Annotated in this window: 16 protein-coding genes; 5 read left to right on the top strand and 11 right to left on the bottom strand. The window is 70.1% G+C overall.

From position 1 onward, the window contains the following. Nucleotides 1-4 precede the first annotated feature (4 nt). The 4 genes from AC1RAA_RS00630 to AC1RAA_RS00615 form a co-directional block, all read right to left on the bottom strand. A complete protein-coding gene (locus tag AC1RAA_RS00630) occupies nucleotides 5-937 on the bottom strand; it encodes an electron transfer flavoprotein subunit alpha/FixB family protein (protein ID WP_095744806.1) in 933 nt (310 codons plus the stop codon). A gap of 13 nt (nucleotides 938-950) precedes the next feature. After that, nucleotides 951-1,700 (bottom strand): electron transfer flavoprotein subunit beta/FixA family protein, encoded by a 750-nt coding sequence (locus AC1RAA_RS00625; protein WP_354345839.1) that lies wholly within the window; start codon nucleotides 1,698-1,700, stop codon nucleotides 951-953. Nucleotides 1,701-1,836: 136 nt separating this feature from the next. Next, nucleotides 1,837-3,126 (bottom strand): mechanosensitive ion channel family protein, encoded by a 1,290-nt coding sequence (locus AC1RAA_RS00620; protein WP_492725899.1) that lies wholly within the window; start codon nucleotides 3,124-3,126, stop codon nucleotides 1,837-1,839. A gap of 39 nt (nucleotides 3,127-3,165) precedes the next feature. Then, the gene (locus AC1RAA_RS00615; RefSeq protein ID WP_056583365.1) at nucleotides 3,166-4,119 is read right to left on the bottom strand and encodes a histone deacetylase family protein; all 954 of its coding nucleotides are present in this window, start codon (nucleotides 4,117-4,119) and stop codon (nucleotides 3,166-3,168) included. A gap of 89 nt (nucleotides 4,120-4,208) precedes the next feature. Here AC1RAA_RS00615 and AC1RAA_RS00610 point away from each other — a divergent pair, with 89 nt between their 5' ends. The 5 genes from AC1RAA_RS00610 to AC1RAA_RS00590 all read left to right on the top strand — a co-directional run bounded on the left by AC1RAA_RS00610 (nucleotide 4,209) and on the right by AC1RAA_RS00590 (nucleotide 9,945). After that, nucleotides 4,209-5,129, top strand: a complete 921-nt coding sequence (locus tag AC1RAA_RS00610) for an AAA family ATPase (protein WP_070059454.1) — start codon at nucleotides 4,209-4,211, stop codon at nucleotides 5,127-5,129. Continuing rightward, on the top strand, nucleotides 5,126-6,106 hold the full coding sequence (locus AC1RAA_RS00605) for a DUF58 domain-containing protein (protein ID WP_492725897.1): 981 nt from the start codon (nucleotides 5,126-5,128) through the stop codon (nucleotides 6,104-6,106). Before AC1RAA_RS00610 ends, AC1RAA_RS00605 begins: the two co-directional genes overlap by 4 nt. Before the next feature lie 13 nt (nucleotides 6,107-6,119). Then, the gene (locus tag AC1RAA_RS00600) at nucleotides 6,120-8,150 is read left to right on the top strand and encodes a transglutaminase TgpA family protein (RefSeq protein WP_492725894.1); all 2,031 of its coding nucleotides are present in this window, start codon (nucleotides 6,120-6,122) and stop codon (nucleotides 8,148-8,150) included. Between the two features lie 65 nt (nucleotides 8,151-8,215). After that, nucleotides 8,216-9,319, top strand: a complete 1,104-nt coding sequence (gene mltB / locus AC1RAA_RS00595; protein WP_062482271.1) for a lytic murein transglycosylase B — start codon at nucleotides 8,216-8,218, stop codon at nucleotides 9,317-9,319. A 5-nt stretch (nucleotides 9,320-9,324) separates the two neighbouring features. Beyond that, nucleotides 9,325-9,945 carry an HD domain-containing protein gene (locus AC1RAA_RS00590; RefSeq protein WP_492725891.1) on the top strand — a complete coding sequence of 207 codons (621 nt, stop codon included), beginning with the start codon at nucleotides 9,325-9,327 and terminating at the stop codon, nucleotides 9,943-9,945. Here AC1RAA_RS00590 and AC1RAA_RS00585 read toward each other — a convergent pair. The 7 genes from AC1RAA_RS00585 to AC1RAA_RS00555 are packed head-to-tail and all read right to left on the bottom strand — an operon-like array spanning nucleotide 9,924 to nucleotide 15,228. Beyond that, nucleotides 9,924-10,439 (bottom strand): hypothetical protein, encoded by a 516-nt coding sequence (locus AC1RAA_RS00585; RefSeq protein ID WP_492725890.1) that lies wholly within the window; start codon nucleotides 10,437-10,439, stop codon nucleotides 9,924-9,926. The two genes, AC1RAA_RS00590 and AC1RAA_RS00585, sit on opposite strands and share 22 nt — an antisense overlap. Beyond that, nucleotides 10,436-11,509: a beta-ketoacyl synthase N-terminal-like domain-containing protein gene (locus AC1RAA_RS00580; protein WP_492725888.1), complete on the bottom strand. Its 1,074-nt coding sequence runs from the start codon at nucleotides 11,507-11,509 to the stop codon at nucleotides 10,436-10,438. Before AC1RAA_RS00580 ends, AC1RAA_RS00585 begins: the two co-directional genes overlap by 4 nt. Further along, nucleotides 11,506-11,784 carry an acyl carrier protein gene (locus AC1RAA_RS00575; RefSeq protein WP_095947360.1) on the bottom strand — a complete coding sequence of 93 codons (279 nt, stop codon included), beginning with the start codon at nucleotides 11,782-11,784 and terminating at the stop codon, nucleotides 11,506-11,508. The genes AC1RAA_RS00580 and AC1RAA_RS00575 overlap by 4 nt, the downstream gene beginning before the upstream one ends. Beyond that, nucleotides 11,781-12,938 (bottom strand): ABC transporter permease, encoded by a 1,158-nt coding sequence (locus AC1RAA_RS00570; RefSeq protein WP_354346351.1) that lies wholly within the window; start codon nucleotides 12,936-12,938, stop codon nucleotides 11,781-11,783. Before AC1RAA_RS00570 ends, AC1RAA_RS00575 begins: the two co-directional genes overlap by 4 nt. Before the next feature lie 9 nt (nucleotides 12,939-12,947). Further along, on the bottom strand, nucleotides 12,948-13,856 hold the full coding sequence (locus tag AC1RAA_RS00565) for an ABC transporter ATP-binding protein (protein ID WP_492725887.1): 909 nt from the start codon (nucleotides 13,854-13,856) through the stop codon (nucleotides 12,948-12,950). After that, a complete protein-coding gene (gene darH / locus AC1RAA_RS00560) occupies nucleotides 13,856-14,836 on the bottom strand; it encodes a BtrH-related acyltransferase DarH (protein ID WP_492725886.1) in 981 nt (326 codons plus the stop codon). The genes AC1RAA_RS00565 and darH overlap by 1 nt, the downstream gene beginning before the upstream one ends. Next, nucleotides 14,833-15,228: a DarG family dialkylresorcinol biosynthesis protein gene (locus AC1RAA_RS00555; RefSeq protein WP_492725884.1), complete on the bottom strand. Its 396-nt coding sequence runs from the start codon at nucleotides 15,226-15,228 to the stop codon at nucleotides 14,833-14,835. Before AC1RAA_RS00555 ends, darH begins: the two co-directional genes overlap by 4 nt. Between the last annotated feature and the right edge of the window lie 2 nt (nucleotides 15,229-15,230).

Genomic DNA, 15,230 nt, shown 5'->3' with positions numbered 1-15,230 from the left:
GCGATCAGAGCGCCTTCACGAGTTCCGGCACGGCCGTGAACAGGTCGGCCACGAGGCCGTAGTCGGCCACCGAGAAGATCGGAGCCTCTTCGTCCTTGTTGATCGCGACGATGACCTTCGAGTCCTTCATGCCGGCCAGATGCTGGATGGCGCCCGAGATGCCCGCGGCGATGTACAGCTGCGGCGCGACGATCTTGCCGGTCTGGCCCACTTGCCAGTCGTTCGGGGCGTAGCCCGCGTCCACGGCGGCGCGGCTGGCGCCCAGGCCGGCGTTGAGCTTGTCGGCCAGCGGCGTCATCACTTCGTTGAACTTCTCGGCGCTGCCCAGCGCACGGCCGCCCGAGACGATGATCTTGGCGGCGGTCAGTTCGGGGCGGTCGCTCTTCGTGACTTCACGGCCCACGAAGGCGCTCTTGCCGCTGTCGGCCACGCCTTCAGCGGTTTCAACCGTGGCGCTGCCACCGGTGGCGGCTGCAGCGTCGAAGCCGGTCGTGCGCACGGTGATCACCTTGGTGGCGTCGGTGCTCTGCACGGTGGCGATGGCGTTGCCGGCGTAGATCGGGCGCTCGAAGGTGTCGGGGCTGTCGACCTTGGTGATGTCGCTGATCTGCGCCACGTCCAGCTTGGCAGCCACGCGCGGTGCGACGTTCTTGCCGTTGGCGGTCGAGGGGAACAGGATGTGGCTGTAGTTGCCGGCGATCGCCAGCACCTGGGCTGCGACGTTCTCGGCGAGGTTCTCTGCCAGGCTGGCGCTATCAGCGGCGATCACCTTGGACACGCCGGCGATCTGGGCGGCGGCCTTGGCGGCTTCGGCGGCGTTGGCACCGGCCACGAGGATGTGGACGTCGCCACCGCAAGCCAGGGCTGCGGTCACGGTGTTGAGGGTGGCCGGCTTGATGCTGGCGTGGTCGTGTTCGGCAATGACGAGTGCGGTCATGTTCGTTTCTTCCTCAGATCACTTTGGCTTCGTTCTTGAGCTTGTCCACCAGGGTGGCGACGTCGGGCACCTTGATGCCTGCGCCACGCTTCGGGGGCTCGCTGACCTTGAGGGTCTTCAGGCGGGGCTTGACGTCCACACCCAGGTCTTCGGGCTTGAAGGTGTCCAGCTGCTTCTTCTTGGCCTTCATGATGTTGGGCAAGGTGACGTAGCGCGGCTCGTTCAGGCGCAGGTCGGTCGTGATGACCGCGGGCAGCGTGAGCGTCAGCGTTTCCATGCCGCCGTCGACTTCGCGTGCGACGGTGACCTTGTCGGCTGCCAGGTCGACCTTCGAGGCGAAGGTGGCTTGGGGCAGGTCGGCCAGCGCAGCCAGCATCTGGCCCGTTTGATTCGCGTCGTCATCGATGGCTTGCTTGCCCAGGATGATCAGCTGGGGCTGTTCCTTGTCGACCAGTGCCTTGAGCAGCTTGGCAACCGCGAGAGGCTGCAGCTCTTCGCTCGTCTCGACCAGGATGCCGCGGTCGGCGCCGATGGCCATCGCGGTGCGCAGGGTTTCCTGGCACTTGGCATCACCGCACGACACAGCGATCACTTCCGTGACCAGGCCCTTTTCCTTCAGCCGCACTGCCTCTTCGACAGCGATCTCGTCGAAGGGGTTCATGCTCATCTTGACGTTGGCAATGTCCACCCCGGTGCCGTCGCTCTTGACGCGCACCTTCACGTTGTAATCGACGACCCGTTTGACAGGCACAAGAACCTTCATTGACTTGACTCCATTGGATTGCAAAAAGGGGGGCTTCGAGAGCAGCCTGCCATTTTAGGACGCCGGCCTTGGCTGCCTCTCCATTCTTCTTGTCGGCCTCGAGGGCCAAAAAAAGAACGATCGTGCTTTTCCGTGATTATAAAACAGCGGGAGGCGCTGCGGCCATTCCCGCCGGCAAAGATTCCACTCGCAGCACCCGCTGCGGATAGGGAATGTCAATGCGGGCGGCGCGCAGCCCTTCGAGGATGGCGATGTTGATGGCCGAGCGCACGTTGTCCTTGCCCTTGTCAGGGTCGGCGACCCAGAAGTTCAGGCTGAACTCCAGGCCGTCGGGCGCGAAGGTGACGAGGTAGGCGATGGGCGCCGGGTCGGTCATGACGCGCGGCTGGGCCTTGGCAGCGTCGCACAGGATGCCCTGCACCTGCGCCACGTCGCTCTCGTAGCCGACCACGATGTTGGTCGTGATGTTGAACTTGCGGTCGGCCAGCGAGAGGTTCTCGACCCGCCCGGTGATGAGCGATTCGTTCGGCACGATCGCCTCGCGCCCGTTGCCCGCGCGGATGAGCGTGTAACGCGTCTTGATGTCGGTGATGCGGCCTTCGAAGGTGTCGACCTTCACGTTGTCGCCGATGCGGATCGAGCGCTCCAGCAGGATCACGAAACCGCTCACGTAGTTGGCCGCCAGCTTCTGCAGGCCGAAGCCCAGGCCCACGCCGAGCGCGCCGCCCAACACCGACAGCGCCGTGAGGTCGACCCCCACCGCCGACAGCGCGAACAAGAGGCCGATCAGCAGCAAAAAGGCGCGCACCGCGTTCGACGCCACCTTGCGCATCGACAGGTCGCTCACGGCCTCGCGCAGGATGCGCTTCTCGATGGTGCTGGAGATCCACAGCGCGATCATCAGCACCAGCCCCGCCGACAGCGCGCCCTGGATGATGGTCTGCAGGCTCACGCGGGTCTTGCCGAAGGCCAGCGTGATGTCGTCCAGCTCGGCCAGCACCGGCGGCAACAGCCCGACGATCCACAGCACGGCGGCGATCCAGGCCAGCCACGAGATGGTGCGCTCGATCAGCCGCACCAGGCTGGAGGTGGGGAACACGGCCCGCAGCACCCGCGCGACCAGGCGGATGACCGCCAGCGACAGGAACACCGGCACGGCGATGCGCAGCACCAGCACCACGGGCAGCAGGTCGAGCGCCAGGCGGCGCGCAATGCCGGTGAGCACCAGCGCGAGCAGCGGGAACAGCAGGCCGTCGAAGGTGCGCTCGCCGAACCAGATCGAATCCTTGGGCTGGTCGCGCCCGAACCATTTGCATACCCCCCATGCCACGCCCACGCAGGCCACGAGCACGGCCAGTTCGATGCCCAGGCCGTGCGCGTCGACCTGTCGCAGGCGCTGGAGGAAGTCGTCGAAATTGAAATTCATCGGTGAAAGAAACAGGGCGCCCCACGGGCACCAACCGGGTTACAGGTCCGCCAGCACGCGGATGTGCGCTTCCACGCTGCGCGCCAGGGCATCGAGGTGGTAGCCGCCCTCGAGCAGCGAGACGATGCGCCCGCGCGCATGGCGCTTGGCGACATCGCGCACGCGGCCGGTGATCCAGGCGAAGTCGTTTTCGTTGAGGCCGAGCTGGCCCAGCTCGTCCTCGCGGTGGGCGTCGAAGCCGGCGCTGATGAACACCATCTGCGGCTTGAAGGCCTCGAGCCGGGGCATCCAGATCGCCTCGACCAGCTCGCGCACGTCCATGCCCTTGGTGTAGGCCGGGATCGGCAGGTTCAGCATGTTCGACGCCGGGTGCTCGGTGCCGCTGTACGGATAGAACGGGTGCTGGAAGAACCCGACCATCAGCACGCGCGGGTCGTTCGACAAAATGTTCTCGGTGCCGTTGCCGTGATGCACGTCGAAATCGACGATGGCCACGCGGTCCAGGCCGTGCACCTCGAGCGCGTGCCGCGCGGCGATGGCCACGTTGTTGAAGAAGCAAAAGCCCATGGCCTGCTCCCGGCAGGCATGGTGGCCCGGCGGGCGCACGGGGCAGAAAGCGTTCTCGACCTCGCCGGCCATCACGGCGTCGGTGGCCGCCACGGCGGCACCGGCGGCGCGGCGGGCGGCCAGCAGGGTGAAGCGGGTCAGCACGGTGTCGGGGTCGACCTGCGCATGGTCGGGGCCGCCAGCGGGCGCGTCGGCCACGAGGCGCTGCTGCAGTTCCTCGAGGTGTTCGACATGCGCGTGGCTGTGGGCCCGGGTGATCTGTTCGAGCGTGGCCAGGGGCACCTCGCCCCGCGCCAGCGCGTCGCCGACGCCGGTCAACAGCAGCCGGTCTTCGATGGCATCCAGCCGCTCGGGGCATTCGGGATGCCCGTTGCCCATGTCGTGCTTCCAGAAGTCGCGATGCGTGAAGTAGCCTGTCTTGCCCATCTCTCGCCGTGTCTCGTGTCGTCGCGTCTAGACCTCACGCAGCATGGGGCCGCAAGGTCTTACGGTATCGTTTGCATATGGATACAAATATGGACGTTGCTGCGAAGCTAGCCACTTTGCTGAGTCAGCTTAACACGGTGATTGTTGGCAAAGAGGCCCAGGTGCGCGACTGCGTGGCCTGTCTGCTGGCGGGCGGGCACCTGCTGATCGAGGACGTGCCGGGGGTCGGCAAGACCACCCTGGCCCATGCGCTCTCGCACACTTTCGGCCTGCAGTTCTCGCGCGTGCAGTTCACGGCCGACCTGATGCCAGGCGACCTGTCGGGCGTGGCGATCTACGACCGGGGCCAGCAGGCCTTCGTGTTCCACCCCGGGCCGATCTTCGCGCAGGTGCTGCTGGCCGACGAGATCAACCGCGCCAGCCCCAAGACCCAGAGCGCGCTGCTCGAGGCGATGGAAGAAAAGCAGGTCACGGTCGAGGGCGAGACCCGTCCCCTGCCCTCGCCCTTCTTCGTGATCGCCACGCAGAACCCGCAGGACCAGCTCGGCACCTTCGCGCTGCCCGAGTCGCAGCTCGACCGCTTCCTGATGCGCATCTCGCTGGGCTACCCCGACCGGGCCGCCGAGCGCCAGCTGCTGGCCGGCGCCGACCGCCGCGAGATGCTCGCCGGCCTGCCCGCGATGCTGACCGCCGGCGAGCTCACCGCGCTGCAGCAGCGCGTGCAGCAGGTGCATGCGGCCGAGCCGCTGCTGAACTACCTGCAGGACCTGATCGCCGCGACCCGCTCGGGCCGCTGGTTCCTGCAGGGCCTGTCGCCGCGCGCGGGCATCGCCGTGCTGCGCGCCGCCAAGGCGCAGGCGCTGCTGGCCAACCGGAACTACGTGGCGCCCGACGACGTGCAGGCCGTGCTGCCGCAGACCATCGCGCACCGCCTCACGCCCGTGGGCGACGCCGGTCGCGGCGCCGTCGAACAGGTGCGCGCCATGATCGCCGCGGTGCCGCTGCCGTGAACCCTGTCGGCGTCCTGCGCTCGCGCATCGACGGCTGGTTCCTCTCGCGCCGGGCCCCGTCGGACACGCTCGAGCTCACCCAGCGCAACGTCTACATCGTGCCCACGCGCGCCGGATGGACGCTGGCGGCCACGCTGCTGGTGCTGCTGGTGGCGTCGATCAACTACCAGCTCAACCTGGGCTACCTGCTGACCTTCCTGCTGGCCGGCAGCGTCGCGGTGGGCATGCACGTGTGCCACGCCACGCTGCGCGGGCTGGCGCTGCGCATGGTGCCGCCCGAGGCGCAGTTCGCGGGCGCTGCGGCGGTGCTGCGCGTGGTGCTGCACAACGAACGGCGCAGCGTGCGCTACGGCATCGGCATGGCGGTGCGCGGCAGCGGCCAGTGGGCCTGGACCGACGTGCCGGCCGAAGGCACGGCCACGGTGGAGATCGCCTTCCAGCCCGAGCGGCGCGGCCTGCACCCGGTGCCGGCGTTGACCGCCGAGACGCGCTTTCCGCTCGGCACCTTCCGCGTCTGGACCGTCTGGCGGCCGGCCGCGCAGCTGCTCGTGTACCCGACGCCCGAAGCCCACCCGCCGCCGCTGCCGGCGGGCGAGCCGCTCTCGGGGCCCGCCGCCGCGTCGGCCGCGGTGCGGGCGCAGAACGCCGGCGAGTACGACGGCGTGCGGGCCTACCGGCGCGGCGATCCGCTCAAGCTCGTGGTCTGGAAGAAGGCCGCCCGCGCGCAAGCCAACGGCTCCGAAGACCTCGTGAGCCGCGACACGCAGCACACGCAACGCGAAGAACTCTGGCTCGACGCGCACGCCGCCGCGCTGCCCGACACCGAGGCCCGCCTCTCGCGCCTGTGCGCCTGGGTGCTGATGGCCGACCGGCTCGGCGTGGACTACGGCGTGCGCGTCGCCGGCCGCACGGTGAAGCCGTCGCAGGGCGAAGCGCACCGGCGCGCCTGCCTCGAGGCGCTGGCGCTGTGCGCATGAACGAGGTCGCCGCATGAACCGGGTCGTACGCGAACTCACCGCACTGCCGAGGGACGCACGGGACACGCTGTTCCTGCTGTGCGTCATCGGCCTCATCCTGCTGCCGCAGGTGGACGAGCTGCCCTGGTGGTGCTCGGCCATCACCGCCATGGTGCTGCTGTGGCGCGCCTCGCTGGCGGTGCAGGCGCGCCCGCTGCCCAGCAAGTGGTGGCGCATCGCGCTGCTGGCGCTGGCGCTGGCCGGCACCTACGCCACCCACCGCACGCTGCTGGGCCGCGACGCGGGCGTCACGCTGGTCGTGTGCCTGCTGGCGCTCAAGACGCTGGAGCTGCGCGCGCGGCGCGACGCCTTCGTGGTCTTCTTCCTGGGCTTCTTCGCGATGCTCACGAACTTCTTCTATTCGCAGTCACTGCTCACCGCCTTCACCATGCTGCTGGCGCTGCTGGGCCTGCTGACGGCGCTGGTCAACGCCCACATGCCGGTGGGCCGGCCGCCGCTGATGCAGGCCGCGCGCATGGCCGGCTGGATGGCACTGGCGGGCGCGCCGGTGATGCTCGCGCTGTTCCTGCTGTTCCCGCGCTTCGCGCCGCTGTGGGGCACGCCCGGCGACGCCATGGCCGGGCGCACCGGCCTGTCGAACACGATGCGGGTCGGCACCATCGCCGAGCTGGCGCTCGACGGGAGCATCGCCGCGCGCATCAAGTTCGACGACAACCGCGCGCCGCCGCAGAGCCAGCTGTATTTCCGCGGCCCCGTGCTGGCGCAGTTCGACGGCCGCGAATGGACGGCGCTGCCGACCTGGGCGCGCAGCGGGCAGTCGGTGTCGAACCTGCGCACGCGCGGCGAGCCGGTGCGCTACGAGGTCACGCTCGAGGCCAGCCAGCGCCCGTGGCTGCTCACGCTCGACGCCGCGCCGCGCGCACCCGAGGTGCCCGGCTACGAGGTCACCGGCACGCCCGACCTGCAGTGGTTCGTGAACCGGCCGATCATGGACCTCGTGCGCTACCGCGCCGAGAGCCACCCGCAGTTCCAGAGCGGCCCGATCGTGCGCACCGGCGGCCGGCTGCAGCCCTACCTGGTGCTGCCGCCCGGCAGCAACCCACGCACCGCCGCGCTCGCCGCCCAGATGCGCGCCGACCCCGCGCTGGCCGGCGCCGATGCCAACGCCTTCGTGCAGGCCGCCTTGCAACGCCTGCGCACCGGCGGCTACACCTACACGTTGGAGCCCGGCGTGTACGGCAACGAGACCGCCGACGAGTTCTGGTTCGATCGCAAGGAAGGCTTCTGCGAGCACATCGCCTCGGCCTTCGTGGTGCTCATGCGCAATCTGCAGATCCCGGCGCGCATCGTCACCGGCTACCAGGGCGGCGAGCTCAACAACGTCGACAACTACTGGGTGGTGCGCCAGAGCGACGCGCACGCCTGGGCCGAGGTCTGGCAAGAAGGCGCGGGCTGGGTGCGCGTCGACCCGACCGGCTCGGTCGCGCCGGGGCGCATCGGGCAGTTCCAGCGCCTCACGCCGCAGCCCGGCCTGCTGGCCGGCGCCATCGGCGTCATGAGCCCGACGCTGGTACAGAACCTGCGCGCCGCCTGGGAGGCCGTGAACAACGGCTGGAACCAGTGGGTGCTCAACTACACGCAGAGCCGCCAGCTCGACCTGCTCAAGACCCTCGGCTTCAACGCCCCGAGCCTGGAAGACCTGGGCTACGTGCTGCTGTACCTGCTGGTGGCCGCGAGCCTGGCCGGCGCCGGCTGGACGCTGTGGGAGCGCAGCCGGCACGACCCGTGGCTGCGCCTGCTGGGCCGGGCCCGCGCGCGCCTGGCCAAGGCCGGCCTGCCGCTGCCCGAGACGGCGCCGCCGCGCCAGATGGCCCAGGCCGCGGATGCCCGCTTCGGGCCCGCCGCGCAGGCCGTGCGCGACTGGCTGCTGAAGCTCGAAGCCCAGCGCTACGCACCCGCCGCATCCGGCCCATCGGCCTCGCTCGCCGCGCTGCGCGCCGAGTTCCGCCGGCTGCCCTGGCCGCCCGCACCGCCGCGCGCCTGACGCGCGGCTGCAACCACATGTGTCCCCCGAAAGTGCGCATGCGCACGGGCGGCACAATCGTGCCCATGTCACACGCCTTCCCCACGCCCTTGCGCGCCGCAGTGGCCGCCACCGCCCTCCTCGCCGCCTGCGTCGCCTGGCCCACGGGCGCCCTGGCCCAGAAGCCCCAGGCCAATGGCCGCCCCGCCGTCACGCCGGTGCGCGGCAGCACTCCCTACGCCACGCGCGACGACGCCATGGCGTTCGCCGACGACGTCGCCCAGCGCCGCAACCTCGACCGCGACTGGGTGCGCGCCACCATCGGCGCCGCACGCTTCCTGCCCAACGTGCCGCGCCTGATGCTGCCGGGCCCGGTCGGCACGGTGAAGAACTGGCAGACCTATCGCAGCCGCTTCATCGACCCGGTGCGCATCGCGGCCGGCGTGCGCTTCTGGCGCGCCAATGCCGAGACACTCGCGCGCGCCGAGGCCACCTACGGCGTGCCGCCGGAAATCATCGTCGGCATCGTCGGCGTCGAGACCATCTACGGCCGCAACATGGGCAACTTCCGCGTGATCGATGCGCTGGCCACGCTGTCCTTCGACTTCCCGCAGGGCCACCCGCGCGCGGCCGAGCGCATCGCCTTCTTCCGCGGCGAGCTCGAAAGCTTCCTGAGCACCGAAAGCCGCACCGCCGACGACCCGCTCACGCCCGTGGGCAGTTACGCCGGCGCCATGGGCATGCCGCAGTTCATGCCCAGCAGCATCGCCAAGTACGCGGTCGACTTCGACGGCGACGGCCGCATCGACCTCGTGAACAACCCGGTCGACGTGATCGGCTCGGTGGCAAGCTACTTCAAGGGCTTCGGCTGGACGCCGGGCATGCCGTCGATCTATCCGGTGCACTTCGAGGAAGCGCGCTTGAAGAAGGCGCTGCTGCTGGCGCCCGACATCCTGCCGACCTTCAGCGCCGACAGCTTCGTGGCCGCGGGCGCCGTGCCCGAGGGCGAAGGCCTGAAGCACAAGGGCTTGCTGGCGCTCATCGAGCTGCAGAACGGCCTCGACGCGCCGCCCACCTATGTCGCGGGCACGCGCAATTTCTACGTGATCACGCGCTACAACTGGAGCAGCTACTACGCGATGTCGGTGCTCGACCTCGGCCAGGAGGTCAAGGCCGCGATGGAGCAATAGCCGCGATGACACCGCAGGCGCTGCACGCGAACTGGACCGCCGCCTGGCACGCGCTGGGCGTTGCCGCGCCCGACGACACATTGCGGCTCGAACTGCAACGCCGCTACGGCGAGCCGCAGCGCCACTACCACACGATGCAGCACCTGGGCGAATGCCTCGCGTGGTTCGACCGGGAGCAGGCGCTCGCCGAACGCCCCGGCGAAGTCGCGCTGGCGCTGTGGTTCCACGACGCGATCTACGACGTGCATGCGCATGACAACGAAGCGCGCAGCGCCGACTGGGCGCGGCAGGCGTTGCAGGTCGCCGGTGTGGACACAGCGTCGGCCGAACGCGTCCACGCACTCGTCATGGCCACGCGCCACGACGCCGTGCCCGAGGGCCGCGACGCCGAGCTGCTGATCGACATCGACCTGTCGATCCTCGGCGCCGAGCGTGCGCGCTTCGACGAGTACGAGCGCCAGGTGCATGCGGAATACGGTTTCGTTCCGGAGGAGATTCGCCTGCCGCGCCGGCGCGCGATCCTCCAGCACTTTCTAGCTCGCCCGGAGATCTACGCCACGCCACGCATGCACGCACTGCTCGAAGCGCGAGCGCGCGAGAACCTTCAGCGCTCGATCGCCACCTGATCTGCCGGCACCAGCCGCCACCATTCGGAGCGCGGCGGCACGTCGCCGAACGTCTCCTCCACCACACCGAACAGCAGCCCGTCGCACCCCGCGCCCAGCTGCGACAGCGCCAGCGGCCGCGCGAGATCGCGGCACAGCATGAAGCTCGCATCGCCCTGCCAGTCGAGGCAGCGGCCGACTTCCGCCAGCATCAGCGCGGGTTGGCCCTGCATGAAGGTGAAGGGCATCGGCAGGCCCGCGTCGAGCTGTGCCAGCCCCGCGCGCGTGGCCTCCCACGCGCCGCGCCGGCTGGTCACGCGCAAGCGCGCGCCCGCCGGCAGCGCGGCTTCGCCGGCCGCGTCGAGGCAGCGCAGCGCGCCGTACATCGCCAGCTCGGTCCACAGGCCGACGCGGCGCGGCCGGCGGCCCAGGCGGGTCGCGAGCGCGTCGCGCCAGTCGTCGGGCGGCGGATGCGCCACGACGTGCGCGACAGTGCGCCAAGTCGGTGTGGTCATGCGGCGTCGCAATCCTTGAGCACCAGCGACGCATGCCCGCCGCCGAAGCCCACCACGTTGAGCAGGATGTGGCGCAGCCGCGCGGGCGGTCCGTCGCTCAGCGCGATGCCCAGCGTCTCGTCCAGCGTGTAGCCGACCGACGGCCAGGCGGCGCCTTCGATGCAGCCGACCAGCAGGGCCAGCTCCGCCGCCCCGGCCGCGCCCAGCGTGTGGCCGATCGCCGACTTGAGCGACACCAGCGGCGGCAGCGGGTCGAACACCTGCCGCAGCGCCTCGACCTCGATCGCGTCGTTGACCGGGCTGCCGGCGGCCTGCACCTTGATGAGGTCGATGTCCGCGGGCTGCAGGCCGCTGCGCGCCAGCGTGTCGCGGCACATCGCGCGCACGGCGCTGGCCTCGGTGCCCGAGGGGTTGCGCCCGTCGACCACGTTGGCGCCGCCCAGCAGCGCCCAGCGCGCGGGTTGCGATCCGAGCCGCAGCGCCGCCACCGCTTCGCCGAGCACCAGCCCCTGGCGCCCCGCGCCGAAAGGCCGCGCGCTGTCGGGCGCCAGCAGCTGCATCGCGCCGAAGCCGGCCACGGTGAAGCGGTTGTCGAGTTCGGCGCCGATCACCAGCGCCTCGCGGGCCTCGCCCGCACGCACCATGTCGGCCGCCGCCAGCATCGCGTTGAGCGCCGAGGTGCAGGCGGTCGAGACGGTGAAGACCGGGCCCTGCCAGTCGAGCGCGGCGGCGGCGATGTCGGCGAAATCCTGCAGGTCGCCGCTGAGCCGCGCGTCGTGCTGCGCGTGCTCCATGGCGCCGATGTCGAGCGACGACGAGGCCACGAACAACGGCCCGTGCCGGTCCAGCCCGTCGCCGGTCTGCGCGACCACGCGGCGCACCGTGTGCTGCACGCGCTGCGCCCAGTCACCGGGCGGCACCGCCAGCGTGTAGACCGGCCACTGCAGGCCGTCAGCCACGGTCACCGGCGTGGGCGGCACACCACCGCGCCGCAATGCCGCGAGCGCCGACGGCACATCGTCGCCGAGCACGCAGGCCAGGCCCATGCCGGCCAGGTACACAGGACTCATGCCTTGCCCGCTTGCGCCAGGTGTTCCGCCAGGTGCGCGATCGAGGTCATGGCGCGGCGCGTGTCCTTGCTGTCGGGCATGCGCAGGCCGAAGTGCTGCTGGATCGCCATCGACACCTGCAGCGCATCGAGCGAGTCGAGGTCCAGCCGCGCCTCGGGGCCGAACAGCGGCTCGTCGTCGCCGAGGCCGCCGGGCGGCGCGTCTTTTTCGACGGCCTCGAGCACGAGGGCCTTGAGGCGGGCGATGAATTCAGGAGAAGAAGCGGTGCTCGTCACGGTGCGCGCCTGCGAAACAGAAAGACAGCCACGAAGAACATGAGGGCCGCGAACGCCACCAGCCGGCCGACCTGCGGCAGCACCTCGGCCACGCCGCCGCCGCGCAGCAGCACGGTGAGCAGCGCTTCGAGCCCCCAGTTCATGGGAGAAATTTCGACCATGCGCTGCATGAAGCCCGGCATGACGAACTTGGGCACCATGATGCCGCCCGCCGCCGCCATCAGCACATTCACCATCGGCCCCAGCGTGGCGGCCTGCGCATGACTCTTCACGAGGCAGGCCACCGCCAGCGACAGGCTCACCGCCGCCAGGCTCACGGCCGCCAGCGACAGCAGCAGGCCGCCCCAGTGGATGCCCGCGAGCGAGAGCGCGTCGCCACCGATCAGCGGCATGAACCAGATGCCCGCCGCCAGCATCAGCAGCGCCTGCAGCGCGTTCACGCCGAGGTAGGGCAAGGCCTTGGAGGCCAGCAGCATCGAACGCGACACGCCCAGGCTCTGCAGCCGGCCGAGCGCGCCCGAGCCGCGCTCCTGCACGAACAGGCTGGACAGCGAGGCCACCACGAAGAACATGCCGAACACCAGCCAGGCCGGCACGTTCTGCTGCACCGACGTGGGCCGCGGGCCGGCGGTGGCAAAGCGCTCGGCCTGCACCATCGCCTGGATGGACGCATCGGGCGCGGGGCTGGCCGTGCCGGGCACCGCCAGCGCGAGCCGCGCCTTGAGTTCGCCCGAGGCCCCGATGAGTTCGGCGCGCAGTGCGTTGAACAGATTGGCGTCGATGCCGGGTTCGGCGAGCAGGCGGATGTGGGCACGCGTGGAGAGCGCGGCCGATTCCAGTTCGTCCGACAGCCCGGGCTCCAGCACGATCACGTACTTGAGCGTGCCGCTGCGCAGCCGCGCCTGCCAGTCGCTGCCCAGCGGCTGCGGCGCGCCGTGGCTGCGCTGCCAGATCTGCAACAGCCATTTGGCGGGCGTGCCGCTGTCGCGTGCATCGACCGCGTAGCTCAGCTCGGCCAGCGGCGGACGGTAGATGTCCTTCAGCGTGAGCGACATCAGCACGATGAAGACCATCGGCATCACGAACAGCACGGCCAGCCCGTGCATGTCGCGCACGAGGGCCAGCAGTTCCTTCTTGATGAGCGCTAGGAGCATGGCGTTCGGTCAGTCGCGCAGCGAGCGGTGCGTGAGCGCCATGAAGAGCTGCTCGAGGTCGTGCCGGCCGAACTCGGCCTGGCGCACCTCGATGCCTTCGGCTTCGAGCGCGGCCAGCACGGGGCCGGGACCGGTGCCTGCGTGCAGGTGGATGCGCCAGTGCGCCGCGCCCTGCTCCACCGTGCCGAAGCGCGACAGCCGCTGCGCATCGAGCCCGTCGGCGGCCAGCGTCAGCAGCATCGCGCTTTGCGACAGCAGCGCGTCGAGCGGGCCTTCGCGCAGCACGCGGCCCTGGTCGAGGATGGCCACGCGGTCGGCGATGGCCTCGATCTCTTCCATGTAGTGCGAGGCGTAGATCACCGCCGCGCCGGCCTGCGCCAGGCTCTTGATCGCATCGAGGATGAAGGCGCGCGACTGCGGATCGACACCCACCGTCGGCTCGTCGAACAGCATCAGCTCGGGTTCGGGCAGCAAGGCGATCGCGAGGTTGAGGCGGCGCTTGAGGCCGCCCGAAAGCCGCTCGGCACGCACGCCCGCGAACTGCTCGAGCTGCGCGAACTGCGTGCAGGTGTCGATGCGCGCCTTCTTGCGCGCCCCCGAGAGACCGCCGGCCGCGGCGAAGCAGGCCAGGTTCTCGGCCACGGTGAGCATCGGATAGAAGGCCTGGTCCTGCGGCGCCACGGCGATGCGCGTGGGCGCCTTGGCTCGCACCTGCTGCAGCGGCCGGCCGTCGATGCGGATGTCGCCCGACTGCACCGCGAGCGCACCCGACAGGTGCGAGATCAGCGTGGTCTTGCCGGCGCCGTTCGGGCCGAGCAGGCCCAGCACGCAACCGCGCGGCACGGCGAGCGACACGTCGGCCAGCGCGGCCTTGTCAGCGTGCGGGTAGCGGTAGCCGAGCTGGTGAAGCTCGAGCATCAGGCAACAGCGGCCTTGAGGTCGCGGAAGAAGGTTTCCTCTTGCTGCGCCTGCTCGCGCAGCTTGCCCGCCAGCGCCACCGGATCGACCGGCTCGCGGCCCTTGACCATGCGCGCCGCCTTGAGCGCGAACGCGCGCCAGCCGTCGCCGATGGCGATCAGGCGTTCGGACATCTGCGTGAGCTGCGGCTTGTCGAGCAGCTGCGCCGCCTCCTGCAGGAAGCCCGCGTAGATGAAGCGAAAGCCCGCCCCGCCCGTGCCGATTTCTTCCTGCATGCGCACCAGATGGCCGATGAAGTCGACGCTGCGCGGATCGCTGGGCGACAGCTTCTGCATGCGCCTGGCCAGCGTGCGCATGCCGCGCACGCCGACGATGGGCACGGGTGCGAGCATGTTGCGCACGGTCTTGCGGATGGCCCGGGTCACCGAGGCGGCGTCGACCGCCTTGCGCTCGATGGCCTGCGGGTAGTACATGAGGCCCTTGGGTGCCAGCACGCCCTTGGCGAAGCGGGCGCGCGACAGGTCTTCGCTGGCGCAACGCACGGGCTCCTCGAACACCGGGTCGCTGATCAGGTAGTCGTCGCCGTCCTTGCCGTAGACCAGCAGGTTGTGCGCGTTGAAGTGAAAGCGCATGTTCGGCGGAAAGTACGGCAACCAGTAAACCGAGGTCTGCAGGCCCACGAGCTGGCCGTCGGCCAGCAGCGCGTCCAGCCGCTGCTGCCCGGCCTGCGGGCTGCGGAAGGTCTCGAAGCGAAAGCGCGCGGCCATCGGCGCCAGCAGGCCCTTGATGATGGCCTTGGGCGGCATGCGGTACGAGATGAGCGGCAGGCCCGACAGCTTGATGAACGGCAGGTAGGCGAACGAGAGCGCCGACGACAACCCCAGCGCCATCGCCTCGCTCATCGGCGCACCGTGGTGGCGCATGAGGCTGGAGATGACGCCGCTTTCGCAGTGCGCCGCCTGTTGGTGTTGGAAGTTCACGGCAGGCCTTGCAGGGTGGAAACGGGCAGCCCCAGCGCCTGGCCGTAGCGGGCGAGCTGGGCCGGCGACAACGCGGCGAAATGGCGCGGCTGCAGGTGGCGGCGCACGCGCCATTGCCAGAAGCCGCTGGTCTGCGAGAGCAGCGCCACGTCCATGCGGCGCTCGTACATCCAGTACTCGAGCGGCGAGGCCAGCCCGGCCTTCACGCGCGCCTTGGCCTCCTGCGCCTGCTCGATGAGCACATCGACCGCGTGGCTGGTGACGATCTCTTCCGCCTCCCAGCCCTTGGACGTGGTGGTGACGACGCGGCCTTGCGCGTCGCGGGCGTACATCAGCTTGGAATGGCCTGCGAGGGTCACGTTGCCCTCTTGTGGCACGGCATCGAGGTCCATGG

It is taken from the genome of Variovorax sp. GW823-FHT04F07 (assembly GCF_058795995.1).
This window is presented reverse-complemented; position numbering and strand designations above follow the sequence as displayed.